Below are 25,059 nucleotides of genomic sequence, written 5' to 3'. Positions count from 1 at the left end.
CCTCGCCCACCTGAACCTACTGGGTTCAGGAATGCGGCTCCCGGTTCGTGGCGGACACCCTTCTTCCCTCGCCCGCGCCACACGCCCCACGCCCGTGTCCTACTGGCTGATGAAGAGCGAGCCCGACGAGTGCTCGATCGACGACCTCGCCGCCGCGCCGCGCCAGAGCGTGCCGTGGTTCGGGGTGCGCAACTACCAGGCGCGCAACTTCATGCGCGACGCGATGCGCGTCGGCGACGGCGTGCTGTTCTACCACTCGTCGTGCGCCGAGCCCGGCGTGGCCGGCATCGCCGAGGTGGCGAGCGCGCCCTACCCGGACGAGACGCAGTTCGACGCGGCCTCGCCCTACTTCGACCCGAAGGCGACGCGCGACCAGCCGCGCTGGCTGCTGGTCGACGTGAAGCTGCGCCGCAAGACCGCGCTGCTGCCGCTCAAGCGCATGCGCGAGCTGCCGCAACTGCAATCCATGCTGCTGCTGCGCCCGGGCAACCGGCTGTCGATCACGCCGGTCAGCGACGCCGAGTGGCGCGCCGTGCAGGCGCTGCTCGGCTGACCGCCCGACGGCGCGCCGACGCGGCACAATCCGCGCTCGACACCACGCCGCCGCCTCCGCCTTGCCATCCACCCTGCTCACCCCGACGCTGCTCGCTGAATTCCTCGCCCTCGGCGCCTGCACCGGCTTTCTCGCCGGGCTGCTGGGCATCGGCGGCGGCATGGTGATGGTTCCCTTCATCACCTTCATCATCTCGTCGCGCGGCGTCGATGCCGGGCTGGCCGTGAAGATGGCCATCGCCACCTCGATGGCGACCATCCTCTTCACCTCGGTGTCCAGCCTGCGCGCGCACCACAAGCGCGGCGCGGTGCGCTGGAATCTGGTGCGCGGCATCGCGCCAGGCATCGTGATCGGCTCGCTGGCCGCCAGCGCGGGCATCTTCGCGCTGATCAAGGGCTCGGGGCTGGCGCTGCTGTTCGCGCTGTTCGTCGGCTTCTCGGCAACGCAGATGCTGCTCGACCGCAAGCCCAAGCCCGCGCGCGCGATGCCCGGGCCGGCCGGCCAGGTCGGCGCGGGCGCCGGCATCGGCTTCCTGTCGGGCCTGGTCGGCGCCGGCGGCGCCTTCGTGTCGGTGCCGTTCATGACCTGGTGCAACGTGCCGATCCACAACGCCGTGGCCACCAGCGCCGCGCTCGGCTTCCCGATCGCGCTGGCCAGCACGGTGGGCTACGTCATCAGCGGCTGGCAGTTGCCCTCGGCGCTGCCGGGTTCGCTCGGCTACCTGTACCTGCCGGCGCTGGCGTGCATCGCGGTGGCCAGCGTCAGCACCGCGCCGCTCGGCGCGCGCGTGGCGCACAGCCTGAACGTCGCGCATCTCAAGCGGGTGTTCGCGCTGATGCTGTACGTGCTGGCCGCCAGCATGGCCTACAAGGCGCTGAGCGGCTGAGCCGCGCGTTCATCAGGACGCCAAGCGTCAGGGCAGCTCGAAGCGGATGCTGGCCAGCGTGACGTGGTTGCCGCCGCGCTTGCGCGCCTCGGCCAGCGCGATCTCGGCGGCCTGCACCAGCGCCTCCTGCGTGTGGGCGGTGTGCGGGAAGCTCGCCACGCCCATCGAGACGGTGAAGCCGAGGTTGCGGCCCTCCAGCACGACCATCTGCGTGGCGCACTGGCGCCGCAGCCCTTCCATGCGCGCATGCGCCGTGGCCAGGCCGACGCCCGACAGCAGCACGCCGAAGCGGCTGTCGTCGAGCCGGCACGAGGCGTCCATCGCGCGCGTGTTGCCGCGCAGCAGCCGGCCCAGCGCCTCCAGCACGCGGGTGCGCGCCGGCGTGCCCAGCGCCTGCGCCTCGGCCGGCAGCGGATCGAGCTCGATGGCCACCAGCGAGAACTCGCGGTGCTCGCGCGAAGACAGGTCGACCTCGCGGCGGAGCTGGTCTTCGAAGTGCTCCTTCTGGAACAGGCCCGTGAGGGCGTCGCGCGCGCCGTGGTCCTGCGTCTCGCGGCGCAGCGCCTCGGCGGCCTGCTGCTGCTGCTCGAGCTGCGCCAGCGCCAGCGCCAGCTTGGCCTCGACCTGGCGCTGCGCGCTGCGGTCGATCCACAGGCCGAGCAGGGCCGCGGGGGCGCCGTCGCCGCCGCGCAGCGCGATGCGCGCCACGTCGAACTCGCGGCGCGTGCCGGCCAGCTCGAGCTTGTGCTCGGTGAGCGCACCGCGGGTCATCGCCAGCGCGGCGTTCTCGGCCGTGCGCAGCGCCGGCCACTGGCTGGCCTCCAGCCACTGGGCGTCGGCCGTGCCGCGCATCGCCTCGGGCGTGCTGCCGAGCCAGCCGGCGAGCCGGGCGTTGACGTGCAGGTATTTCAGCGAGCCGGCTTCCTTGACCGCGAAGCCGAGGTCGAGGCGATCGAGCAACTCGCGCAGCGCGCGCTCCAGGGCCTCGGGGTCGAGGCCGGCGATTGGTGGCGGGACGTCGGTCATCGTGGTGCTCGCGAGCCGGCGCCCGCACGGGCGGCGGCCCCAACAATCTTGTTCTCCGGCGAGGCGGTTTTCAAGGACGACTCACACTTCCGGCCACAGTCTATGCCCCCTAGGTTGACATGCATGATAGCCATGCCCCGGGCCCGAACCGCTCGAATGAGGGGAAGCACGCGGATTGAGCATGCGCGAGCCAGCGGCATGAAGCTTGCGGTGCCGCAAACCGGAGACAAGCGAAGACAGGCACACGATGAGCATCGCCCCCTACCTCAAGGACATCGGCCGCGGCAAGGAAGGCGCGCGCGCGCTGGATTCGCAGCAGGCGCACGACCTGATGTGCCAGGTGCTCGACGGCCGCGCCAGCGAGCTCGAGATCGGCGCCTTCGCGATCGCGATGCGCATCAAGGGCGAAAGCCCCGACGAGCTGGCCGGCTTCCTGCAGGCCGCGCACGAGCGCTGCATCGCGCTGAACCCGGCGCGGCCCGGCGTGGTGCTGCCCTCGTACAACGGCGCGCGCAAGCTGCCCAACCTGACCGCGCTGCTGGCGCTGCTGCTGGCCCAGGAAGGCGTGCCGGTGCTGGTGCACGGGCCCGAGCGCGATCCGGGCCGCGTGACCACGGCCGAGATCTTCCAGACGCTGGGCCTGCCCATCGCCAGCGACAGCGCCGACATCCACGCCGCCTGGGCGCGCCGCGAGCCGGTGTTCATCCGCACCGAGGGGTTGTGCCCGCCGCTGGCGAGGCTGCTCGACGTGCGCCGCGTGATCGGCCTGCGCAACCCTGCGCACACCGTGGCCAAGCTGCTGGCGCCCGGCCCGGGGCGGCGCCTGCTGCGGGTGGTCAACTACACGCACCCCGAGTACGGCCGCACGCTGGCGCAGTTCCTCGCCGAGACGCAGGCCGACGCGATGCTGCTGCGCGGCACCGAGGGCGAGCCGGTGGCCGACCCGCGCCGCCTGCCGCGGCTCGAGGTCTTCATCGGCGGCCAGCCGCGCGCCGAGCTGTCGCGCGCCGCGCAGGAGGGCGTGCTCACCGAGATGCCGGTGCTGCCGCGCAACCACGATGCCGCCACCACCTCGCTGTACGTGCAGTCGGTGGTCAGCGGCGAGAAGCCGGCGCCGGCGCCCTTGCAGCAGCAGGTCGAGGCGCTGCTCGGCGCGCTGGCCGCGCTCGCCCAGCCCGCGGCGCAGGAGCGCAGCGCGTGAGGCCGGCCCCGCGCCGTATCATGCGGCGCCACCAGGGAGGCGCGCGGCCATGCAGGACGACTTCGACAAGCTCAACCGGCTGAGCGGATCGCACGGCGCGCTGCGCCCGGGCAAGGGCCTGGTCTCGGGCGTGGTCGCGCTGATGCTGGCCGTGCTGTGCTTCCTCGGCGTGCTGGCCTTCCACTTCCCCGAGTACCTGACCACGCCGCAGCTGCGCAAGAGCTACGACGTCGCCGTGCTGCGCCAGGTGATGTACTGGGCGATGGTGCTGGCCGGCGGCATCGCGCTGGTCAACATCGTCTTCGGCCGCGCCCGCTGGCTGGCCGCGGGCGCCTTCGCGCTGGTGGCGCTGACCGCGCTGCTGGGCGGCCACAAGGTGCCGGTCGACGACTTCGCCGACAACACGCCCTACATCGGCCTGGACTGGTTCATCCTCGACCTGCTCGGCTCGTCGCTGATCTTCATCTTCGTCGAGAAGCTGTTCCCGCTGCGCCGCGACCAGCCGGTGTTCCGCGCCGAGTGGCAGACCGACTTCCACCACTTCATCGTCAACCACATGGTGGTCGGCTTCGTGCTGCTGGCGACCAACCTGCTGGTGCACAAGCTGTTCGGCTGGGCCGCCCAGGACGGCATCCGCCTGTGGGTGCAGGAGCTGCCCTTCCCGGCCGCCCTGTTCCTGATCATCCTGGTGGCCGACCTGGTGCAGTACTGGACGCACCGCGCCTACCACGAGGTGCCGCTGCTGTGGCGGCTGCACGCGGTGCACCACAGCGCGAAGAGCATGGACTGGCTGGCCGGCTCGCGCCAGCACATCGTCGAGCTGCTGATCACGCGCACGCTGGTGCTGGCGCCGATCTACGTGCTCGGCTTCAGCAAGGAAGTGATCGACGCCTACATCGTCATCGTCGGCTTCCAGGCGGTGTTCAACCATGCCAACGTCAGCGTGCGGCTCGGGCCGCTGCGCTACCTGATCGTCACGCCCAACTTCCACCACTGGCACCACTCGCAGGACGACGAGGCCATCGACCGCAACTACGCGGCGCATTTCGCCTTTCTCGACCACCTGTTCGGCACCGCGGTGCAGTCCGACCGGCAGTGGCCCGAGCGCTACGGCGTGCAGGGCGACTACGTGCCCGACGGCTTCCTCAAGCAGTTCGCCTTCCCGTTCGTCTGGAAGAAGCGCTGAGCGCGCCGCGCTCGCCCCCGCTCGTCCCCGCGCGTCCCCGCGCGTCCCTTTTCCCACTGGTGATAACCCGCCCCGCCGACGGCTTGCCGGCGGCCGCCGATTGCCCTACATTGACATTTGTTGACCGATCGGTCAATGAATTGACCCCCATCACGACCCGAGCCGACCCCCGAGGTACCCACCGATGGCCGACGACGCCGCCCCCCTGCTGAGCCGCCGCGACGGCGCCGTGCTGACGCTGACCCTGAACCGCCCGCAGGCGCTGAACAGCTTCAACGGCGCGCTGCACGAGGCGCTGATCGGCGCGCTGAAGCAGGCCGCCGGCGACGCCGAGGTGCGCTGCGTGGTGATCACCGGCGCGGGGCGCGGCTTCTGCGCCGGGCAGGACCTGTCCGACCCCGCGGTGGCGCCCGACCCGACGCCCGGCGCCGCGCCCAAGGACATCGGCGACCTGATCGAAGCGCGCTACAAGCCGCTGGCGCTGGCGATCCACCGCTTCCCGGTGCCGGTGATCGCGGCGGTCAACGGCGTGGCCGCGGGCGCCGGCGCCAACCTGGCGCTGAACTGCGACATCGTGCTGGCCGCCCGCTCGGCCAGCTTCATCCAGGCCTTCGCGAAGATCGGCCTGGTGCCCGATTGCGGCGGGAGCTGGCTGCTGCCGCGCCTGGTCGGCCGCGCCCAGGCGATGGCGCTGGCGCTGCTGGGCGACAAGTGCGGCGCCGAGGAAGCGCAGCGCATCGGCCTGATCTGGCGCTGCGTCGACGACGCCGCGCTGGCCGGCGAGGCCCAGGCGCTGGCCGCGCGCCTGGCGGCCATGCCGAGCCGCGCGCTGGCCGAGACGCGCCGCGCCTTCGACGCCTGCGACCGCCTCGACCTCGCCGGCGCGCTCAGCCTGGAAGGCGAAGTGCAGCGCCGCCTCGGCATGAGCCACGACTACCTCGAAGGCGTGTCGGCGTTCTTCGCCAAGCGCGCCCCCGTGTTCAAGGACCGCTGAGCCCCCACCCATGACGGAACACAACGACGCACAAGCCCTCGCCGAACGGGTGCGCGACGCCATGTTCGCCACCGACAAGGCCGCACACGCGCTCGGCATGGAGGTCAGCGCCATCGCCCCCGGCAGCGCCAGCGTGACGATGACGGTGCGCGAGACCATGCTCAACGGCTTCGGCACCTGCCAGGGCGGCCTGATCGCCACGCTGGCCGACATGGCCTTCGCCTACGCCTGCAACTCGTACAACGAGATGACGGTGGCCTCGGGCTTCGAGGTCGACCTGCTCGGCCCGGCGCGCGCCGGCGAGCAGCTCACCGCCAGCGCGAACGTCGTGTCGCAGGGCGCGCGGCTCGGGCTCTACGACATCACCGTCACCAACGCCGGCGGCGAGCGCATCGCGGTGTTCCGCGGGCGCTCGTACCGCATGAAGGGCAAGCAGGTCGTCCCGGCCTGACGCGCCCCGCCCTCACGGAGACACCATGCCCGTCAAGCGCCCCGCCCCCGGCGATCTCGACCCGATCGAGACCGCCAGCCGCGACGAGTTGCAGGCACTGCAGTTGCAGCGCCTGCAATGGTCGCTGCGCCATGCCTACGCCAACGTGCCGCACTACAAGCGCGCCTTCGACGCCAAGGGCGTGCACCCGGACGACCTGAAATCGCTCGCCGACCTGTCGAAGTTCCCCTTCACCGCCAAGAAGGACCTGCGCGACAACTACCCCTTCGGCATGTTCGCGGTGCCGCGCGAGCAGGTGGTGCGCGTACACGCCTCCTCGGGCACCACCGGCAAGCCGACCGTGGTCGGCTACACGCAGGGCGACGTAGCCCGCTGGGCCGACCTGGTGGCGCGCTCGATCCGCGCCGGCGGCGGCCGGCGTGGCGACATCGTGCACGTGGCCTACGGCTACGGCCTGTTCACCGGCGGCCTGGGCGCGCACTACGGCGCCGAGAAGCTGGGCTGCACGGTGATCCCGATGTCGGGCGGGCAGACCGAGAAGCAGGTGCAGCTCATCCTCGACTTCCGGCCCGACATCATCATGGTCACACCCAGCTACATGCAGGTGATCGTCGAGGAATTCCGCCGCCAGGGGCTGGACCCGCGCGAGATGTCGATCAAGGTCGGCATCTTCGGCGCCGAGCCCTGGACCGAGGCGATGCGCCGCGACATCGAGGCGGCCGCGGCCATCGACGCGGTCGACATCTACGGCCTGTCGGAAGTGATGGGCCCGGGCGTCGCCAGCGAGTGCATCGAGGCCAAGGACGGCCCGGTGATCTGGGAGGACCACTTCTACCCCGAGATCATCGACCCCGACAGCGGCGAGGTGCTGCCCGACGGCGCGGAAGGCGAGCTGGTCTTCACCACGCTGACCAAGGAGGCGCTGCCGGTGGTGCGCTACCGCACGCGCGACCTGACGCGCCTGCTGCCGCCGAGCGCGCGCAGCATGCGCCGCATCGGCAAGATCGTCGGGCGCAGCGACGACATGCTGATCATCCGCGGCGTCAACGTGTTCCCGACGCAGATCGAGGAGCTGATCCTCGCGCACGAGAAGCTCGGCGGCCAGTACCAGCTCGTCGTCACGCGCAACGGCCACCTCGACCACATCACGGTGCACTGCGAGGTGCGCGCCGACGCCGGCGCGGCCGGCACCGCCGAGCGGCGCGAGATCGGCGAGTGGCTGCAGCACCGCATCAAGACGCTGGTGGGCGTGAGCGCCGAGGTCGACGTCGGCCTGCCCGATTCGATCGAGCGCACGCTGGTGGGCAAGGCGCGGCGGGTGATCGACAAGCGCCCCAAGGGATAAGGAGCGACAAGACATGTACACGCAAGCGATGGACACGATGGCCCGCGAGGCCAAGGGCCAGGTGCAGGCCGTCAAGACGCCCGAAGAGCAGGCGCGCGAGGACGCCTTCGAGGCGCGCATCGACGCCGGCGAATTCATCGAGGCCAAGGACTGGATGCCCGAGCACTACCGCAAGACGCTGGTGCGCCAGATCAGCCAGCACGCGCACTCCGAGATCGTCGGCATGCTGCCCGAGGGCAACTGGGTGACGCGCGCGCCGACGCTCAAGCGCAAGGCCATCCTGCTGGCCAAGATCCAGGACGAGGGCGGCCACGGCCTGTACCTCTACGCCGCCGCCGAGACGCTGGGCGTGTCGCGCGACGAGCTGCTGGACGCGCTGCACAGCGGCCGCGCCAAGTACAGCTCGATCTTCAACTACCCGACGCTGAACTGGGCCGACGTGGGCGTGATCGGCTGGCTGGTCGACGGCGCGGCGATCATGAACCAGGTGCCGCTGTGCCGCTGCTCCTACGGGCCCTATGCGCGCGCGATGGTGCGCATCTGCAAGGAGGAGTCCTTCCACCAGCGCCAGGGCTTCGACGCGCTGCACGTGATGATGAGCCGGGGCACCGAGGCGCAGCGCGCGATGGTGCAGGACGCGGTGAACCGCTGGTGGTGGCCGAGCCTGATGATGTTCGGCCCGCCGGACGCCGAATCGACGCACGGCGTGCAGTCGATGCGCTGGGGCATCAAGCGCATCGGCAACGACGAGCTGCGCCAGAAGTTCATCGACGCCACCGCGCAGCAGGCGCAGGTGCTGGGCGTGACGCTGCCCGACCCCGATCTGAAGTGGAACGAGGCGCGCGGCAGCCACGACCACGGCCCGATCGACTGGGATGAATTCTGGAACGTCGTCAACGGCCACGGCCCCTGCAACCGCGAACGCCTGGCCGACCGCGTCAAGGCCTGGGACGACGGCGCCTGGGTGCGCGAGGCGGCGATCGCGCACGAACGCAAGAAGCAACTCAAGGAGGCAGCATGAAGCACCGCATGTTCAGCGCGGCGAGCCCGGCGCCCGGCCGCCCGAAGCCGGGCGAGATCCCCTCGGGGGATCGGCCGACGTACCCGTCGGACGAGGGGCTGTCATGAGAAACGAATGGCCCCTGTGGGAAGTGTTCGTGCGCAGCAAGAGCGGGCTGGACCACAAGCACTGCGGCAGCCTGCACGCCAGCGACGCGGCGATGGCGATCCAGATGGCGCGCGACGTCTACACGCGCCGCCAGGAGGGCGCGAGCGTGTGGGTGGTGCGCTCGGAGCAGATCGTCGCCAGCGACCCCGACACCAAGGACATGTTCTTCGAGCCGGCCGAGGACAAGGTCTACCGCCACCCGACCTTCTACAAGCTGCCGGCCGACGTGGACCACATGTGATGGATACCAAGCCCGACTACATCCTGCAGTACGTCTTGAGGATTGCCGACGCCTGCCTGATCCACGGCCAGCGCCTCGGCGAATGGTGCGGCCACGCGCCGATCATCGAGGAGGACATCGCGCTGACCAACGTCGCGCTCGACCACATCGGGCAGGCGCGCGCGCTGCTGACGCTGACCGGCGAGATCGAGGGCCGCGGCCGCGACGAGGACACGCTCGCCTTCCTGCGCGACGAGCGCGACTACCGCAACGTGACCATGCTCGAGCTGCCCAACGGCGACTTCGCGCGCACGGTGCTGCGCGTGTTCCTGTGGGCCAGCTTCATGAAGGTGCTGTGCCAGGCATTGGCGACTTCGACCCATGCGCAACTCGCCGCGATCGCCGCCAAGACGCTCAAGGAAGTGCGCTACCACCAGCAGCACAGCGGCGACTGGGTGGTGCGGCTGGGCGACGGCAGCGACGAATCGGCGCGCCGCATCAACGAGGCGCTGAACCTGCTGTGGCCCTACGCGGCCGAGTGGTTCGCCGACGACGCCATCGACGCGCAGGCGCAGGCCAGCGGCCTGGGCCCGGCCTGGAGCACGCTGAAGAACGCCTGGCTGGCCGAGCTGCGGCCGGTGTTCGCGGCGGCGAACCTGGCGCCGCTGGCCGACACACCCTTCCGCTCCACCGGCAAGCGCGGCGTGCACAGCGAGCACATGGGCTTCCTGCTCGCCGAGATGCAGACGCTGCCGCGCAGCTTCCCCGGAGCCGCATGGTGAACGCCGCGCAGGCCTGGGCGACGCTCGCGCAGGTGCCCGACCCCGAGGTGCCGGTGCTCTCGGTGGTCGACCTGGGCATCGTGCGCGAGGTCGACGTGGCCGGCGACGACGAGGTGGCGGTGACGCTGACGCCCACCTACTCCGGCTGCCCGGCCACCGAGGTGATCCAGGCCGCGGTGGTGGAGGCCTTGAAGAAGGCCGGCGCGCGCGAGGTCAGGGTCACCACCACGCTCGACCCGCCCTGGACCACCGACTGGATCACGCCCGAAGCCGCCGAGCGGCTGCGCGCCTACGGCATCGCGCCGCCGCACCTGCGCGCCGCTGAGGCGCAGACGCTGCGCTTCCATCCGAAGAACATCGCCTGCCCGCGCTGCGGCAGCCTGAACACGCAGCGGCTGTCGGCCTTCGGCGCGACGGCCTGCAAGGCGCTGCACCGCTGCCTCGACTGCCTGGAACCCTTCGAACACTTCAAGCCCATATGACAACCCCCCGCAGCGCCTGCGGCGCTCCCCCCAAGGGGGCGCCGCCAGCGGCCCGGCGCAGCCGGTTCCGCGGCGACCGCTTGGTCACAGCGCGGCATGCACCGATATGAGCGACGAGAGACACAAACGATGAGCCTGCAATTCCACGACCTGCCGGTGAAGAGCATCGCGCGCGACGCCGACGCGCTGGTGGTCGGTTTCGGCGTGCCCGAGCCGCTGCGCGAGGCGTTCGCCTTCGAGCCCGGCCAGTACCTGACGCTGCGCGCCGACGTGAACGGCGAGGACCTGCGCCGCTCGTACTCGATCTGCAGCGCGCCCGAGGACGGCGAGCTGCGCGTCGGCATCCGGCTGCTGCCCGGCGGCGCCTTCTCGGGCTGGGCGGCGCAGCGGCTCGCGGCCGGCCAGACACTGCAGGTGATGCCGCCGCAGGGCCGCTTCACGCTGGCGCCCGACCCGGCCGCGCGGCGCCACCTGCTCTTCATCGCCGCCGGCAGCGGCATCACGCCGATGCTGTCGCTGATCCGCACGCTGCTGGCGCGCGAGCCCGGCACGCGCTGCACGCTGGTCTACGGCAACCGGCGCCTGGCGACCATGATGTTCAAGGAAGAACTGGAAGACCTGAAAGACCGCTACCTGCGGCGCTTCACGCTGCTGCCGGTGTTCTCGCGCGAGGTGCAGGACGCGCCGCTGTTCAACGGCCGGCTCGACGAGGAACGCGTCGGCGAGTTCCTGCGCACGCTGGTGCCGGCCGAGAGCGTCGACCAGGTCTTCGTCTGCGGGCCGGCCGGCATGCTCGACGGCGCCGTCGCGGCGCTCGAGAAGGCCGGACTCGCCGCCGAGCGCATCCACGTCGAGCGCTTCGGCGACGTCAACGCCGCCACCGCGCACCACGTCGAGGAAGGCGACGCCGACCACGCCAAGGTGGCGCTGGTGATCGACGGCTTGACGCGCGAGGTGGAGTTCCGCCTGTCCGACCTGTCCATCCTCGACGCCGCGCGGCGCATGGGCTTCGACGTGCCCTACGCCTGCAAGGCCGGCGTGTGCTCCACCTGCAAGGGCAAGGTGCTGGACGGCCAGGTGCGCATGGACCGCAACCTCGCGCTCACCGAGGCCGAGGTGGCGCAGGGCTTCGTGCTGTGCTGCCAGGCGCACCCGACCACCGACAGCGTGACCATCACGCTGGACGAGCGCTGAGGCCTCGCACGGCACCCGCATGGCACGCGCCCGCTCCGCCGACTACGCGCTGAACCGCGAGGCCATCGTGCGCAGCGCCGCGCGGCTGTTCGCGCAGCGCGGCTACCCCGGGACCTCGATGAGCGACCTGGCGCGCGAGTGCGGCATCTCCAAGGCGCTGCTGTACCACTACGTCAGCGACAAGTACGAGCTGCTGCGCGAGATCACCGAGGGCCACGTCAGCCGGCTCGAGGCGATCATCGGCGAGGTCGAGGCGCTGCGCCTGCCCGCGCCGGCGCGGCTGCGCGAGCTGATCCGCCGCTTCGTGCACGAGTACGCGCAGGCGCGCCACGACCACGGCGTGCTGACGCAGGACGTGAAGTTCCTCGAGCCGCGCGACCGCAGCCGCGTGCTGAAGAAGGAGCGCGCCGTGGTGGCCGCCTTCGCCGTCGCGATCGGCCAGGCGCGCCCCGAACTGGCGCGCGCCGCGCTCGCCAAGCCGCTGACCATGCTGCTGTTCGGCATGATCAACTGGATGTTCACCTGGCTGAAGCCGAACGGCGCGCTGGCGCACGACGACGTGGCGCCCATCGTCGCCGACCTGTTCCTCGGCGGGCTCGGCGCCGTGCAGGCGCCGGCCGCCGTGCTGGTAGAAGCCCGGGACTGATTCGTCGACCGATCAGTCGATAATTTTCCGCACCCCGCTCTCAAGGAGACAGAAGATGAAGTTCCAGCGACTGCTGCTCGTCGCCGCGCTCACGATGGCCGGCGCCGCCCAGGCCCAGATCAAGGTCGGCGTCACGGTCTCGGCCACCGGGCCGGCCGCCTCGCTCGGCATCCCCGAGAAGAACACCATCGACCTGATGCCCAAGACCATCGCCGGGCAGAAGGTCGAGTACATCGTGCTCGACGACGGCTCCGACACCACCAGGGCCGTGGCCAACACCCGCAAGCTGATCACCGAGGACAAGGTCGACGTCGTGCTCGGCTCGACCGTCACGCCGAACTCGCTGGCGATGATCGACGTGGTGGCCGAGGCGCAGGTGCCGATGATCTCGATGGCCGCCTCGGCACGCATCGTCGAGCCGGTGGACGCCAAGAAGCGCTGGGTGTTCAAGACGCCGCAGAACGACATCATGATGTCGCTGGCGATCGCCGCGCACATGGCCAACAACGGCGTCAAGACGGTCGGCTTCATCGGCTTCGCCGACGCCTACGGCGAGGGCTGGTACGGCGAGTTCGCCAAGGTGGCCTCGCTCAAGGGCCTGCAGATCGTCGCCAACGAGCGCTACGCGCGCACCGACACCGCCGTCACCGGCCAGGTGCTGAAGATCATGGCCGCCAAGCCCGACGCCGTGCTGGTGGCCGGCTCGGGCACGCCGGCGGCGCTGCCGCAGAAGACACTCAAGGAGCGCGGCTACGCCGGCAAGTACTACCAGACGCACGGCGTGGCCAACGCCGACTTCCTGCGCGTCGGCGGCAAGGACGTCGACGACACCTTCCTGCCCTCCGGCCCGGTGCTGGTGGCCGACCAGTTGCCTGCCTCCAACCCGGTGAAGAAGACGGCGATGGCCTACGTGCAGGCCTACGAGGCGGCGCACGGCAAGGGCTCCGCCTCGACCTTCGGCGCGCACGCCTGGGACGCCGGTCTGCTGATGACCGCCGCGGTGCCGGCGGCGCTGAAGAAGGCCAGGCCGGGCACGGCCGAGTTCCGCATCGCGCTGCGCGACGCGATCGAGCAGGTCAAGAACATGCCCGGCGCGCACGGCATCTTCACGATGTCGCCCACCGACCACCTCGGCCTCGACCAGCGCGCCTACGTGATGGTCAAGATCGTCGACGGCGCCTGGAAATATCAACCCTGATGACCGCGGCGCCCCCGAGCTCGCCTCGCTCGCGCCCCCCCGAGGGGGAGCCAGCGCGCTTGGGACGGCCCGGCGCGCGCTGATGCACTTCGACGCGGTGATCGTCGGCGCGGGAGCGGCCGGCCTTCACTGCGCCGCGATGGCCGGGCAGCTCGGCGCGCGCGTGCTGCTGCTCGACCACTCGCCCAAGGTGGCGGAGAAGATCCGCATCTCCGGCGGCGGGCGCTGCAACTTCACCAACCGCGACGCCACGCCGGCGCAGTTCCTCTGCGCCAACCCGCACTTCTGCCGCTCGGCGCTGGCGCGCTACACGTCGGCCGACTTCATCGCGCTGGTCGAGCGCCACGGCATCCGCTGGCACGAGAAGCACAAGGGCCAGCTCTTCTGCGACCGCTCGGCCGAGGACATCGTGCAGATGCTGCTGGCCGAGTGCGCGGCCGGCGGCGTGCAGCGCCGCCAGCCCTGCGCCGTGCACGCGGTGCGCCGCGGCGACGGCGGCTTCGAGCTGGACACCGACGGCGGGCCGGTGCGCTCGCCCCGGCTGGTGGTCGCCACCGGCGGGCTCTCGATCCCGAAGATCGGCGCCAGCGACTTCGGCCACCGGCTGGCCGCGCGCTTCGGCCACGGCATCGTGGCCACGCGCCCCGGCCTGGTGCCGCTGACCTTCGCGGCGGCCGACTGGGCGCCCTTCGTGACGCTGGCCGGCATCTCGCTGGAGGTCGGCATCGAAGCCGGCGCCGCCCCGGCGCGCGGGCGCTTCGTCGAAGACCTGCTCTTCACGCACCGCGGCCTGTCGGGCCCGGCGGTGCTGCAGGCCTCCAGCTACTGGCGCGAAGGCGAGCCGTTGCGGCTCGACCTGGCGCCCGGCCGCGACCTGGCCGCGGAACTGCTGGCCGCCAAGAAAGGTGCGCGCCGCCAGCTCGGCAGCGAACTGGCCGAGCGGCTGCCGCGCCGCCTCGCCGAGGCCTGGCTGGCGGCGCGCCCCGGCTGGGCGGCGCGGGCGCTGGCCGAGATGCGCGACGCCGAGCTGCGCGAGCTGGCGGACGGCCTGCAGGCCTGGACCATCACGCCCGACGGCAGCGAGGGCTACCGCAAGGCCGAGGTGACGCTGGGCGGCGTAGACACCCGCGAGCTGAACCAGCAGACCATGGAAAGCCGGCGCGTGCCCGGCCTGTACTTCATCGGCGAGGTGGTCGACGTGACCGGCTGGCTCGGCGGCTACAACTTCCAGTGGGCCTGGGCCAGCGCCGCGGCCTGCGCCCGGGCCCTGGGCGCCGCCACGGCGACAGGCTTGCAGGGTTCGGCTTCCGGCATATAATCGTGGTCTTTGCTGGCAAACCCGCGCCGCGATTGCGGCGGCCGATCCTGGCGGGAACTCCGGACCCTCCGGCCAGGAACGCACCGCAACACCGAGCGCAACTCAACCCCAACCGTTCTACATGACTACGATTCGCGTCAAAGAAAACGAGCCGTTCGACGTGGCACTGCGCCGCTTCAAGCGCACCATCGAGAAACTCGGGCTGCTGACCGACCTGCGCGCCCGCGAGTTCTACGAGAAGCCCACCGCCGAGCGCAAGCGCAAGAAGGCCGCGGCCATCAAGCGCCATTTCAAGCGCGTTCGCAGCATGCAACTGCCCAAGAAGCTCTATTGAGCTTCCGGCGCATGCATCATCGAAGCCCGCAGCCCTGCGGGCTTTGTCGCTTCTGGAGACGGGCATGAGCCTGAAGGACCGCATCACCGAAGACATGAAGGCCGCCATGCGCGCCAAGGACGCCGCGCGGCTGCTGACCATCCGTGGCCTGCTCGCCGCGCTCAAGCAGAAGGAAGTCGACGAGCGCGTCACGCTCGACGACGCGGCCGTGGTCGGCATCGTCGACAAGCTGATCAAGCAGCGCAAGGACTCGATCGCCCAGTTTTCCGCCGCCGGCCGCGGCGACCTGGTCGACAAGGAAACGGCCGAGCTGCAGGTGCTCGAAGGCTACCTGCCGGCGCGGCTGTCGGCCGGGCAGATCGCCGCGCAGGTGGCGGCGCTGGTGGCCGAACTCGGCGCCGCCGGCCCGACCGACATGGGCAAGGTGATGGGCGCGGCCAAGGCGAAGTTCGCCGGCCAGGCCGACATGAGCCTGGTGTCCGCGGCGGTCAAGCAGGCGCTGTCGCGCTGAAGGGGTCACGGCATGATTCCGCTGCGACAACTGCTGCGCAACGTGGCGCCCGACGTCTGCGTCGCCCCGCAGCTCGAACCCGCCGCGATGGCCGAGCTGGCCGCGCTGGGCTTCAAGAGCGTGGTGAACAACCGGCCCGATTACGAAGAAGGCCCCGACCAGCCGACCGACGCCCAGATGGCCGCCGCCGCCGCGGCCGCCGGCCTCGCCTACGCCTACCTGCCGGTGCAGCCGGCCTACCAGTCGCCCGAGGAGATCGCGCGCATGGCCGCGCTGCTGGCCAGCCTGCCGCGCCCCATGGTGGCCTTCTGCCGCAGCGGCACGCGCTCGGGCAAGCTCTACGCCGCAGCGACGGCACGCTGAAGGAGACAAGCCTTGATGAAGACCCTGCTCGCCTTCTCCCGGCTGGTGGACGGCCTGTCGGACCGCTTCGCCTGGATCGCCAAGTGGGCCGTCGTGATCTCGTGCCTCATCAGCGCCGGCAACGCCGTGGTGCGCTACGGGCTGGACTACAGCTCGAACGCCTGGCTCGAGATCCAGTGGTACCTGTTCGCCGCCTGCGTGATGCTGGGCGCGGCGCAGGTGATGCGCGTCAACGAGCACGTGCGCGTCGACCTGCTGTACAGCCGGTTGTCCGGCCGCGGCCAGGCCCTGCTCGACCTGGCCGGCTTCACGCTGTTCGTGCTGCCGACGATGGTGGTGATGATCTGGTACGCGTGGCCGCTGTTCCTCGGCATGCTGCGCAGCGGCGAGATGTCGGGCAACATCGGCGGGCTGATCCGCTGGCCCGCGATGGCGATGCTGCCGCTGGGCTTCGCGCTGCTGCTGCTGCAGGCGCTGTCGGAGATCATCAAGCGCGTCGCCTGGCTGCGCCACGAGTACCACGGCGACTTCCACTACGAGAGGCCGCTGCAATGAGCATGGAAAACTTCGCGCCGCTGATGTTCGCGGCGCTGGTGGTGGTGCTGCTGGTCGGCTTCCCGGTGGCGTTCTCGCTGTCGGCGCTCGGGCTGGCGTGCGGCTTCTTCGCCGTCGAGATGGGCTGGTTCCCGGCCTCGTTCATGAGCGCGCTGCCGCTGAACGTGTTCGGCATCCTGTCCAACGAGCTGCTGCTGGCGATCCCCTTCTTCACGCTGATGGGCGCGGTGCTCGAGAAGTGCGGGCTGGCCGAGGACATGCTCGATTCGATGGGGCAGTTGTTCGGCCCGGTGCGCGGCGGGCTGGGCTACTCGGTGATCATCGTCGGCTTCATCCTCGGCGCGATCACCGGCACGGTGGCCGGCCAGGTGATCGCGATGGCGATGATCTCGCTGCCGGTGATGATGCGCTACGGCTACGACATGCGCTACGCCACCGGCGTGCTGGCCGCCTCGGGCACCATCACGCAGCTCGTGCCACCCTCGCTGGTGCTGATCGTGATGGCCGACCAGCTCGGCCGCTCGGTGGGCGACATGTACAAGGGCGCCTGGGGCCCGTCGATCCTGCAGGTGCTGATCTTCGCGCTCTACACCTTCCTGGTCGCGCGCGTGCGCCCGGCGCACGTGCCGGGCGTGCCGAGGTCGGCGCGCACGCTCGACGGCTGGGCGCTGTGGGCCAAGTGCCTGCGCGGCATCATCCCGTCGGCGATCCTGATCTTCGCGGTGCTCGGCAGCATGGGCGGCCTGCCCTGGATGGAACACGCGGTGGCCACGCCCACCGAGGCCGGCGCGATGGGCGCGGTCGGCGCGCTGATCCTCGCGGCCATCCATCGCCGGCTCGACTGGAAGCTGCTGAAGGACTCGGCGCTGGGCACGATGCGCGTCACCGCGATGGTGGTGTTCATCCTGATCGGCTCGCGCGTGTTCTCGCTGGTGTTCCAGGGCGTCGACGGCGCGAAGTGGGTCGAGCACATGCTCTCCGACCTGCCCGGCGGCCAGATCGGCTTCCTGCTGTTCGTCAACGTCTTCATCTTCTTCCTGGCGTTCTTCCTCGACTTCTTCGAGATCGCCTTCATCATCCTGCCGCTGCTCGGCCCGGTGGCGCACAAGCTGGGCATCGACCTGGTGTGGTTCGGCGTGCTGCTGTGCGTGAACATGCAGACCTCGTTCATGCACCCGCCGTTCGGCTTCGCTCTGTTCTACCTGCGCGGAATCGCCGACTCGCTGTTCAAGAACGGATCACTGCCGCGCAAGGTGGAGTCGCGCGACATCTACCTCGGCGCGATCCCGTGGGTGGTGATGCAGTTGCTGCTGGTGCTGATCGTGATCTTCGTGCCGCAGACGGTGACGGTCTTCCTCGACAAGGAGGTCGAGATCGACGTCGACAAGGTGAAGATCGAGGCGCCGGTCGCGCCCGAGGACGCCGACGAGCCGGACATGGACACCGACGACCTGTTCAAGACCGAGCCGGCGGCCTCGGCGCCCGGCGGTTGAGCGAGGGCGGGGTTCTCGAAAGCGCCGCCTTCCCGCGCACGCTGCGCTGGGGGGCGTTCGCGCTGATCGGGCTGGTGGTCGTGGCGGCGCTGCGCGCGCGCGCGGCGCTGGCCGGGGCCGCGTGGTCGGCCGGCGGCATCGCGCTGCTGGCCGGCGCCTGGCTGCTGATCGCCTGGCTGGGCTACTGGCTGCAGGCCAGCCGCACGCGGCTGGACGGCGACACGCTGAGCCAGACCTGGCTGTGGCGCAAACAGGCGCGCGCGGCCGAGGTCACGCAGCTCAAGCTGGTGCACTGGCCGCGCCTGGAGTGGCTGGTCGCGCCGCGCCTGTTCGTGCGCCAGCGCAACGGTTCGATGCTGTGGTTCCACGCCGCAGACGCCGCGCTGCTGCGCGGCTTCTGCGAGCGTGTCGCGGCGCTCAGAGCTTCTGGGCCTGCATGAAGCGGTCGAAGGTCGACTCGGTGAAGCGGAACCAGAGGTTCTCTTCGGCGAGGAACTTGGCGTAGTCGGTGTAGACCTTCTTCCACTCCGGGTTGGTGGCCGACAGGTCGGCGTAGATCTGCTGCGCCGACTTGAACGCGGCCTTCATCACGTCCTGCGAGAACGGACGCAGCTTGGTGCCGGCGCCGACGAGCTGCTTCAGCGCGATCGGGTTCTTGACGTCGTACTTGGCCGTCATGCTGACGTGCGCGTGCGAGGCGGCCGCCTCGATGACGGCCTTGTAGTCGGCCGACAGGCCTTCCCAGGCCTTGCTGTTGATGTAGAAGTCGAGCTGCGGGCCGCCTTCCCACCAACCGGGGTAGTAGTAGAACGGTGCCACCTTGTTGAAGCCGAGCTTCTGGTCGTCGTAGGGGCCGACCCATTCGACGGCGTCCAGCGTGCCCTTCTCGAGCGCGGGGTAGAGGTCGGAGCCGGGCAGCGACTGCGGCACCACGCCGAAGGACTCGAGCACCCGGCCGCAAAACGGGTTGGTGCGGAACTTCAGGCCCTTGAGGTCGGCCACCGACTTGATCTCCTTGCGGAACCAGCCGCCCATCTGCGCGCCGGTGTTGCCGCCCGGCAGGTTGACGATGTTGTACTTGGCGTAGAACTCGCGCATCAGCTTCAGGCCGTTGCCCTCGTAGGTCCAGGCCGTCATCTGGCGCGCGTTGAGGCCGAAGGGCACCGCGCAGCCGAGGCAGAAGGTCGGGTCCTTGCCGTAGAAGTAGTACGGCGCGGTGTGCGCCATCTCGACGGTGGCGCCCTGCACGCCGTCGACCACGCCGAAGGCCGGCATCAGCTCGCCGCCGGCATGCACCGAGATCTGGAACTTGCCGCCGGTCATGTCGCTGACCTGCTTGGCGAACACCTCGGCGGTGCCGAAGATGGTGTCGAGCGACTTCGGGAAGCTCGACGCGAGGCGCCAGCGCACATTGGCCTGCGCGTGCACGACGGCGGGGGCGGCACCGGCCGCGAGCACGCCGGCGATGCCGGCGCCATGGATGAATGAACGACGTTCCATTCGGAATCTCCTGGGGCGAACGCGAGAAATTGAAGGGTAGAACGCAGGGATTCTAGGCATGCGCGGGGCCGCGCCGCGCACGGTGTTTTCCCCCTCGCGAGGCCGCCGGCTCAGCTTCCGGCCAGCTTCATGCGCTCGACCAGGATCGAGCCGGTGGTCTTGGCGCCGCCGGTGTAGACGTCGGCGCCGACGGCGACGATGCCCGCGAGCATCTGCTTCAGGTTGCCGGCGATCGTGACCTCGTGCACCGGGTGCGCGATGCGCCCGCCCTCGACCCAGAAGCCGGCCGCGCCGCGCGAGTAGTCGCCGGTGACCGTATTGACGCCCTGCCCCATCAGCTCGATGACGAACAGGCCGCGGCCTAGCTTGCGCAGCATCGCGTCCAGGTCGTCGCCGGGCTGCGTCAGGCGGCTGGTCAGCGTCAGGTTCTGCGAGCCGCCGGCGTGACCGGTGGTGCGCATGCCGAGCTTGCGCGCCGAGTAGCTCGACAGGAAGTAACCCTGCAGCACGCCGCCGCGCACCACGTCGCGCGCGCGCGTGACCACGCCCTCGTCGTCGAAGGGCGCGCTGCCCTTGCCGCGCGGGATGTGCGGGTCTTCGCGCAGGTCGAGGTGCGGCGCGAGCACCGGCTTGCCCAGGCTGTCGAGCAGGAAGCTCGACTTGCGGTACAGCGCGCCGCCGCTGGTGGCCTGCACCAGCGAGCCGATCAGCCCGGCCGCGACGGTGGACTCGAACAGCACCGGCACCTCGGCCGTGGCCACCTTGCGCGCGCGCAGGCGCGACAGCGCGCGTTCGGCGGCATAGCGCCCGATCGCCTCGGGCGCGGCCAGGTCGTCGCTGGCTCGCATCGAGCTGTACCAGGCGTCGCGCTGCATGTCGCCGCCGCCGCGCGCGCGCTCGGAAGCGATGGGCGCCACCGAGATCGAATGGCGCGAGCTGGCGTAGCCGCCGCGGAAGCCGCGGCTGTTGGCCATGAAGAAGTGCGACTGCTGCGCCGAGACGCCGGCGCCGTCGGAGTTGGTGATGCGCCTGTCGGTCTCCAGCGCCGCGGCCTCGCAGCGCCGCGCGATCTCGACCGCCTGCTCGGCGACCAGCGGCCAGGGGTGGTACAGGTCGAGCTCGCGCTCGGCGGCGGCGCCGAAGGCGAGGTCTTCCACCTCGGGCAGCCCGGCGGCCGGATCCTCGGCGGTGAAGCGCGCGATGTCGTGCGCGGCGCGCACCGTCTGCTCCAGCGCGGTGCGCGAGAAGTCGGAGGTGCTGGCGTTGCCGCGCCGCTTGCCGACGTAGACGGTGATGCCGAGCGACTTGTCGCGGTTGCGCTCGACGTTCTCGACCTCGCCCTTGCGCACGCTGACCGACAGGCCGACGCCCTCGGACACCTCGACGCCAGCCTCGCCGGCGCCGAGCGTGCGGGCCAGCGCCAGCGCGTCCTCGGCGAGTTGCTGGAACTGCGCGCGGCTGTGGGCGAAGCCGCGGTCGTGGATGTCGGTCATGAAGGGGGCTCGAAGGGGCGCGGGCTATCATACCCAGCCGCCTGCGCAGCCCGCCCTCCCGCGCAGCACAAGCCACCCGATGCACGACCTCGACCCGACACCGTCCGCCCCCGAGCGCCCCAGCAAGACGCAACGAAAGAAGGCCTCGCACGAGCTGCAGGATCTCGGCGAGGCGCTGGTGGCGCTGCCCGAGGCGCGCGTGCGCGACCTCGACATCCCCGAGGGCCTGCGCGACGCGGTGCACGAGTACCGCCGCACGCGCTCGCACGAGGGCCGGCGGCGCCAGATGCAATACATCGGCAAGCTGATGCGCGGCGCGGACACCGCGCCGATCCGCCAGGCCGTGCTCGACATGCAGCTCGGCCGCGCCAAGGACTCGCTGGCGCTGCACGAGGCCGAGCGCTGGCGCGCCGAACTGGTCGCCGACGACGCGGGCGTCGGCGCCTTCGTGCGGCAGTTCCCCGCCGCCGACACGCAGCAACTGCGCAGCCTGGTGCGCGCCGCGCGCAAGGACGCCGCGCTCGCGCCCGAGCAGCGCAGCGGGCGGGCCTACCGCGAGCTGTTCCAGTTCATCAAGCAGGTACGCGACGAGCATGAGTGAGCAGGGTTTCGATCCGGTGCGCATCGGCCTGGTGTCGATCAGCGACCGTGCCTCGGCCGGCGTCTACGAAGACCAGGGCATCCCGGCCCTGCAGGCGTGGCTGGGCCGTGCGCTGCGCAACCCCATCGCCTGGGAGACGCGGCTGATTCCCGACGAGCAGGACGGCATCAGCGCCACGCTGCGCGAGCTGGTCGACGCCGCGAAGTGCGACCTGGTGCTGACCACCGGTGGCACCGGCCCGGCGCCGCGCGACGTGACGCCCGAGGCCACGCTGGCGGTGGCCGACCGCGTTCTGCCCGGCTTCGGCGAGCAGATGCGCCAGATCGGCCTGAGCTTCGTGCCCACCGCCATCCTGTCGCGCCAGGTGGCGGTGATCCGCGCCAAGGCGCTGATCGTCAACCTGCCCGGCCAGCCCAAGGCCATCGCCGAGACGCTGGAAGGCTTGAAGGAACGCGGCGTGTCCGGCATCTTCGCCGCCGTGCCCTACTGCGTCGACCTGATCGGCGGCCCCTACCTGGAAACCGACGCGGCCGTGTGCGCGGCCTTCCGGCCGAAAAACGCCATCCGCCCGAACCACCCATGAACTTCCCGCTTCGCGCCGCACGGGTGTGCGCCGCCGTGCTCCTTCTCGCCACCGCCTCGGCGGCGCGACCCCAGGAGCCGATCGTCGACTACCGCGTCGTCCCGGGCGACACGCTGATCGAGCTGTCGAAGACGGTCTTCGCCGGCCCGCGGGCCTGGCGAGAGATCGCCCGGCTGAACCGCCTGCCCGACCCGGACCTGATCCTGCCCGGCCAGGTGCTGCGCGTGCCGCTGCGGCTGATGCGCATGCAGCGGCTGCCGGTGACGCTGGCCAGCAGCGTCGGCGAGGTGCGCGTGGGCGGCGCCGCGGCGCCGGCCGGCGGCGCGCTGGCCGAGGGCCAGCAGGTCGAGACCGGCGCCGCCGGCTCGGCCGTGCTGGTGCTGGCCGACGGCTCGCGCGTGCGCATGCCGCCGTCCACCCTGGCCGAGATCGTGTCCAGCCGCGCGCCCGGCGCCGACGAGGCGCAGGCCTCCCGGCGCGCCGCCGACGGCTGGTTCGCCGGCGGCATGCGCCTGCTGCGCGGCTCGGTCGAGGTGCTCGCGACCAAGCTCCGGCGCAGCCAGCCGCTCGAAGTGGAAACGCCGACCGCCGTGGTGGGCGTGCGCGGCACGCAGTACCGCGTGGCGCTCGACACCGACAGCGCCATCACCACGCGCAGCGACGTGCTGGAAGGCAAGGTGCGCCTCGAATCGCCGCGGCGCACCAATGGCGCCGACATCCCGGCCGGCTTCGGCGCGACCATGGACACCAGCGGCCGCAGGCCGGTGCCGGTCGAACTGCCCGGCCCGCCCGACCTCGGCGCGCTGCCCGAGCGCTTCGAGCGTCCGCTGGTGCGCTTCACGCTGCCGGCCGAGACCAGCGCCTTGCACCTGCAGGTGGCGCAGGACGAGGCCTTCGAGCGCATCGTCGCCGACCTGCACGCGCAGCCCGGCGCCGAGGTGAGCATCGCCGGCCTGGGCGACGCGCGCTGGTTCCTGCGCGCGCGCCGCGTCGGCGACCAGGGTGTCGAGGGCTACGACGCGGTGCGGCCCTTCGTGCTGAAGGCGCGCCCCGAGCCGCCGGCCTCGAGCACGCCGCGCGCCGGCAGCACGCAGCCGGCCGGCCCGGTGGAGTTCCAGTGGTCGCCGCATCCCGACGCCCGCACGGCGCGCCTGCAGGTGGCGCGCGACGAGGCCTTCCAGAACATCGTCACCGAGCGCGAGGGGCTGGAAGGCGGCCAGGTCACGCTGAACATCGGCGAGCCCGGCACTTACCACTGGCGACTGGCGAGCGTGCGCGCCGATGGCGACCAGGGCCCGTTCGGCGACGCGCAGCGCTTCGAGCTGCTGCCGCCGACACGCGACTGGCGCTTCCTGTGGATCCTCGCGCCGCTGCTGCTGGGGGCGCTGCTGCTGGTGCGGCGCGCGCGCCGCGCTACTTCACGAGGCGGTTGAGCGTCTCGGCGTCGAACCGCTCGGTGGTGTGCGCCTCGTCGGGCACGCAGTCGGTCGTGGGCAGTTCGCGCGAGCGCTGCGAGAGCTTCTCGATCGCCTGCCACAGCAGCGCGATCTGGTGCTCGTGGCCGGCGGCGTTGTCGATCAGGCCCTTCATCGCCTGCGCCACCGGGTCGTCGCCCTGCGTCACGCCGTAGGCCGAGAAGCCCATGCGCGCCGAGGCCTCCTCGCGCGCCGCGTCGACGCGGGCTTCGATGATGCGCGCCGGGTTGCCCACCGCGGTGGCGCCGGGCGGCACCGGCTTGGTCAGCACCGCGCCCGAGCCGACGCGCGCGCCCGCACCGACCGTGAAGCCGCCGAGGATGCAGGCGTTGGCGCCGACGATCACGCCGCGCTCCAGCGTCGGGTGGCGCTTGGCGCCGCGCACCAGCGAGGTGCCGCCGAGCGTGACGCCCTGGTAGATCGTGCAGTCGTCGTGCACCTCGGCCATCTCGCCGATCACGACGCCCATGCCGTGGTCGATGAAGACGCGCCGGCCGATGCTCGCGCCGGGGTGGATCTCGATGCCCGTCAGCCAGCGGCCGAGGTGGGACAGGAAACGCCCCAGCCAGTGCCACTTCGCCCGCCACGCCGCGCGCGCCCAGCGGTGGATCACCAGCGCGTGCAGGCCCGGATAACAGGTCAGCACCTCCCAGCGCGAGCGCGCCGCAGGGTCGCGCTCGAGGATGCAGTCGATGTCTTCACGCAGGCGCTGGAACATGGCGCCAGTGTAGTGCTCAGCCGCGCGGCCTGCCGACGAAGCGGGCGATGCCGCGCAGGATGTCGACCTCCTCGCGGCTCAACTGCGCGCGGTTGGCGAGCTGGTTCAGGCGCGGCAGCAGCTTCTTCGGCGCCGCCGGGTCGAGGAAGCCGATCTCCACCAGCGTGCGCTGCCAATGCTCCAGCAGGCCCTGCACCGAGGCCGCGTCGGCCGTCACCGGCGCGGCGGTGCGCGGCTCGACCGCGAAGCCGCCCAGCGCCTCGCGCCAGTCGTAGGCGATCAACTGCACCGCCTGCGCGAGATTGAGCGAGCCGTAGTCGGCGCGTGTCGGGATGCTCAGGCAGGCGTGGCAGCGGTAGACGTCCTCGTTGGCCATCCCGAAGCGCTCCGAGCCGAACAGGAAGGCCACGCGCCGCCGCGACGGCGCGAGCGTGGCGAACAGCGCGCGCGGCGCATGCGTCGGCGGGCCGAAGTCGCGCGGCGTCATCGCGGTGGCGCAGAGGTAATCCACGCCCTGCAGCGCCTCGGGCAGCGTGGCCACCACGCGCGTGGCGGCGAGCACGTCGGTGGCGCCGCTGGCCATCGCCACGGCCTCGTCGCGCGTGTGCGCCTGCGCGTCGCGCGGCGCCACCAGCCACAGCTCGCAAAAGCCCATCACCTTGATCGCGCGCGCCGCCGCGCCGACGTTGCCGGGGTGGCTGGTGCCGATCAGGATGAAGCGCGTCGGGTCCGGTGCTTGCATGGGGTCGCGGCTAAAATCACGATTATCCGCAGCGGCCCGCC

At 71.3% G+C, this 25,059-nt stretch carries 29 protein-coding genes; 24 read left to right on the top strand and 5 right to left on the bottom strand.

The annotated features are described in order from the left end of the window. The first annotated feature begins 94 nt into the window (after nt 1–94). Nucleotides 95–553 (top strand): EVE domain-containing protein, encoded by a 459-nt coding sequence (locus QM792_RS09790; RefSeq protein WP_415149569.1) that lies wholly within the window; start codon nt 95–97, stop codon nt 551–553. Nucleotides 554–614: 61 nt separating this feature from the next. Further along, nucleotides 615–1,439, top strand: a complete 825-nt coding sequence (locus QM792_RS09785; RefSeq protein WP_415149568.1) for a sulfite exporter TauE/SafE family protein — start codon at nt 615–617, stop codon at nt 1,437–1,439. Nucleotides 1,440–1,466: 27 nt separating this feature from the next. Here QM792_RS09785 and QM792_RS09780 read toward each other — a convergent pair whose 3' ends face one another. Then, nucleotides 1,467–2,465: a GGDEF domain-containing protein gene (locus tag QM792_RS09780; RefSeq protein WP_415149567.1), complete on the bottom strand. Its 999-nt coding sequence runs from the start codon at nt 2,463–2,465 to the stop codon at nt 1,467–1,469. 247 nt (nt 2,466–2,712) lie between these two features. Between QM792_RS09780 and ybiB the strand changes: the two genes are divergently transcribed. The 19 genes from ybiB (at nt 2,713) to QM792_RS09685 (ending at nt 18,346) form a co-directional block, all read left to right on the top strand. Continuing rightward, nucleotides 2,713–3,666, top strand: coding sequence for a DNA-binding protein YbiB (gene ybiB / locus QM792_RS09775; protein ID WP_415149565.1), 954 nt, complete (start codon nt 2,713–2,715; stop codon nt 3,664–3,666). 49 nt (nt 3,667–3,715) lie between these two features. Continuing rightward, entirely contained in the window at nt 3,716–4,852 is a 1,137-nt protein-coding gene (locus QM792_RS09770; protein ID WP_415149563.1) for a sterol desaturase family protein, read from the top strand. Nucleotides 4,853–5,036: 184 nt separating this feature from the next. Further along, nucleotides 5,037–5,846 (top strand): enoyl-CoA hydratase-related protein, encoded by an 810-nt coding sequence (locus QM792_RS09765; protein ID WP_415149561.1) that lies wholly within the window; start codon nt 5,037–5,039, stop codon nt 5,844–5,846. A gap of 10 nt (nt 5,847–5,856) precedes the next feature. Beyond that, the gene (gene paaI / locus QM792_RS09760; protein WP_415149559.1) at nt 5,857–6,297 is read left to right on the top strand and encodes a hydroxyphenylacetyl-CoA thioesterase PaaI; all 441 of its coding nucleotides are present in this window, start codon (nt 5,857–5,859) and stop codon (nt 6,295–6,297) included. Between the two features lie 25 nt (nt 6,298–6,322). Next, nucleotides 6,323–7,642: a phenylacetate--CoA ligase PaaK gene (paaK, locus tag QM792_RS09755; RefSeq protein ID WP_415149557.1), complete on the top strand. Its 1,320-nt coding sequence runs from the start codon at nt 6,323–6,325 to the stop codon at nt 7,640–7,642. Between the two features lie 13 nt (nt 7,643–7,655). Next, nucleotides 7,656–8,663 (top strand): 1,2-phenylacetyl-CoA epoxidase subunit PaaA, encoded by a 1,008-nt coding sequence (paaA, locus tag QM792_RS09750; RefSeq protein WP_415149556.1) that lies wholly within the window; start codon nt 7,656–7,658, stop codon nt 8,661–8,663. Between the two features lie 103 nt (nt 8,664–8,766). Then, on the top strand, nt 8,767–9,051 hold the full coding sequence (gene paaB, locus QM792_RS09745; protein WP_415149554.1) for a 1,2-phenylacetyl-CoA epoxidase subunit PaaB: 285 nt from the start codon (nt 8,767–8,769) through the stop codon (nt 9,049–9,051). After that, a complete protein-coding gene (gene paaC, locus QM792_RS09740; RefSeq protein WP_415149553.1) occupies nt 9,051–9,812 on the top strand; it encodes a 1,2-phenylacetyl-CoA epoxidase subunit PaaC in 762 nt (253 codons plus the stop codon). Before paaB ends, paaC begins: the two co-directional genes overlap by 1 nt. Beyond that, entirely contained in the window at nt 9,806–10,294 is a 489-nt protein-coding gene (gene paaD / locus QM792_RS09735; protein WP_415149551.1) for a 1,2-phenylacetyl-CoA epoxidase subunit PaaD, read from the top strand. The genes paaC and paaD overlap by 7 nt, the downstream gene beginning before the upstream one ends. Nucleotides 10,295–10,423: 129 nt before the next feature. Then, entirely contained in the window at nt 10,424–11,488 is a 1,065-nt protein-coding gene (paaE, locus tag QM792_RS09730) for a 1,2-phenylacetyl-CoA epoxidase subunit PaaE (protein ID WP_415149550.1), read from the top strand. A gap of 19 nt (nt 11,489–11,507) precedes the next feature. Next, entirely contained in the window at nt 11,508–12,134 is a 627-nt protein-coding gene (locus QM792_RS09725; protein ID WP_415149549.1) for a TetR/AcrR family transcriptional regulator, read from the top strand. 55 nt (nt 12,135–12,189) lie between these two features. Continuing rightward, on the top strand, nt 12,190–13,332 hold the full coding sequence (locus tag QM792_RS09720) for an ABC transporter substrate-binding protein (protein ID WP_415149547.1): 1,143 nt from the start codon (nt 12,190–12,192) through the stop codon (nt 13,330–13,332). 82 nt (nt 13,333–13,414) lie between these two features. Beyond that, nucleotides 13,415–14,650 carry an NAD(P)/FAD-dependent oxidoreductase gene (locus tag QM792_RS09715; RefSeq protein ID WP_415149545.1) on the top strand — a complete coding sequence of 412 codons (1,236 nt, stop codon included), beginning with the start codon at nt 13,415–13,417 and terminating at the stop codon, nt 14,648–14,650. A 121-nt stretch (nt 14,651–14,771) separates the two neighbouring features. Then, a complete protein-coding gene (gene rpsU / locus QM792_RS09710) occupies nt 14,772–14,984 on the top strand; it encodes a 30S ribosomal protein S21 (RefSeq protein WP_299763196.1) in 213 nt (70 codons plus the stop codon). A gap of 64 nt (nt 14,985–15,048) precedes the next feature. After that, nucleotides 15,049–15,495, top strand: coding sequence for a GatB/YqeY domain-containing protein (locus tag QM792_RS09705; protein WP_415149543.1), 447 nt, complete (start codon nt 15,049–15,051; stop codon nt 15,493–15,495). Between the two features lie 12 nt (nt 15,496–15,507). Continuing rightward, the gene (locus QM792_RS09700; protein WP_415149542.1) at nt 15,508–15,858 is read left to right on the top strand and encodes a TIGR01244 family sulfur transferase; all 351 of its coding nucleotides are present in this window, start codon (nt 15,508–15,510) and stop codon (nt 15,856–15,858) included. 15 nt (nt 15,859–15,873) lie between these two features. Further along, the gene (locus QM792_RS09695; protein WP_415151606.1) at nt 15,874–16,413 is read left to right on the top strand and encodes a TRAP transporter small permease subunit; all 540 of its coding nucleotides are present in this window, start codon (nt 15,874–15,876) and stop codon (nt 16,411–16,413) included. Further along, a complete protein-coding gene (locus tag QM792_RS09690) occupies nt 16,410–17,906 on the top strand; it encodes a TRAP transporter large permease (protein ID WP_415149540.1) in 1,497 nt (498 codons plus the stop codon). Before QM792_RS09695 ends, QM792_RS09690 begins: the two co-directional genes overlap by 4 nt. Then, nucleotides 17,903–18,346 carry a hypothetical protein gene (locus QM792_RS09685; protein ID WP_415149539.1) on the top strand — a complete coding sequence of 148 codons (444 nt, stop codon included), beginning with the start codon at nt 17,903–17,905 and terminating at the stop codon, nt 18,344–18,346. The genes QM792_RS09690 and QM792_RS09685 overlap by 4 nt, the downstream gene beginning before the upstream one ends. Here the strand turns inward: QM792_RS09685 and QM792_RS09680 are convergent. Further along, nucleotides 18,324–19,406: a TRAP transporter substrate-binding protein gene (locus QM792_RS09680; RefSeq protein ID WP_415149538.1), complete on the bottom strand. Its 1,083-nt coding sequence runs from the start codon at nt 19,404–19,406 to the stop codon at nt 18,324–18,326. The two genes, QM792_RS09685 and QM792_RS09680, sit on opposite strands and share 23 nt — an antisense overlap. 110 nt (nt 19,407–19,516) lie before the next feature. Beyond that, on the bottom strand, nt 19,517–20,899 hold the full coding sequence (pmbA, locus tag QM792_RS09675; protein WP_415149536.1) for a metalloprotease PmbA: 1,383 nt from the start codon (nt 20,897–20,899) through the stop codon (nt 19,517–19,519). Nucleotides 20,900–20,978: 79 nt separating this feature from the next. Between pmbA and yjgA the strand changes: the two genes are divergently transcribed. Genes yjgA through QM792_RS09660 form a run of 3 tightly spaced genes read left to right on the top strand, consistent with a single transcriptional unit; the run spans nt 20,979 to nt 23,516 of the window. Then, nucleotides 20,979–21,500 (top strand): ribosome biogenesis factor YjgA, encoded by a 522-nt coding sequence (yjgA, locus tag QM792_RS09670; RefSeq protein WP_415149535.1) that lies wholly within the window; start codon nt 20,979–20,981, stop codon nt 21,498–21,500. Beyond that, on the top strand, nt 21,493–22,083 hold the full coding sequence (gene mog / locus QM792_RS09665; RefSeq protein WP_415149534.1) for a molybdopterin adenylyltransferase: 591 nt from the start codon (nt 21,493–21,495) through the stop codon (nt 22,081–22,083). The genes yjgA and mog overlap by 8 nt, the downstream gene beginning before the upstream one ends. Further along, a complete protein-coding gene (locus tag QM792_RS09660; RefSeq protein ID WP_415149533.1) occupies nt 22,080–23,516 on the top strand; it encodes a FecR domain-containing protein in 1,437 nt (478 codons plus the stop codon). The genes mog and QM792_RS09660 overlap by 4 nt, the downstream gene beginning before the upstream one ends. Here the strand turns inward: QM792_RS09660 and cysE are convergent. Continuing rightward, nucleotides 23,497–24,276, bottom strand: a complete 780-nt coding sequence (cysE, locus tag QM792_RS09655) for a serine O-acetyltransferase (RefSeq protein ID WP_415149531.1) — start codon at nt 24,274–24,276, stop codon at nt 23,497–23,499. The genes QM792_RS09660 and cysE overlap by 20 nt on opposite strands. A 16-nt stretch (nt 24,277–24,292) precedes the next feature. Beyond that, a complete protein-coding gene (locus tag QM792_RS09650; protein WP_415149529.1) occupies nt 24,293–25,018 on the bottom strand; it encodes an RNA methyltransferase in 726 nt (241 codons plus the stop codon). Nucleotides 25,019–25,059: the final 41 nt, after the last annotated feature.

This window comes from Piscinibacter sp. (assembly GCF_047600445.1).
In the GTDB taxonomy this organism is placed as follows: domain Bacteria; phylum Pseudomonadota; class Gammaproteobacteria; order Burkholderiales; family Burkholderiaceae_C; genus Piscinibacter.
The sequence above is the reverse complement of the archived record's forward strand: the minus strand, read 5'-3'. Positions and strand labels throughout refer to the sequence as shown.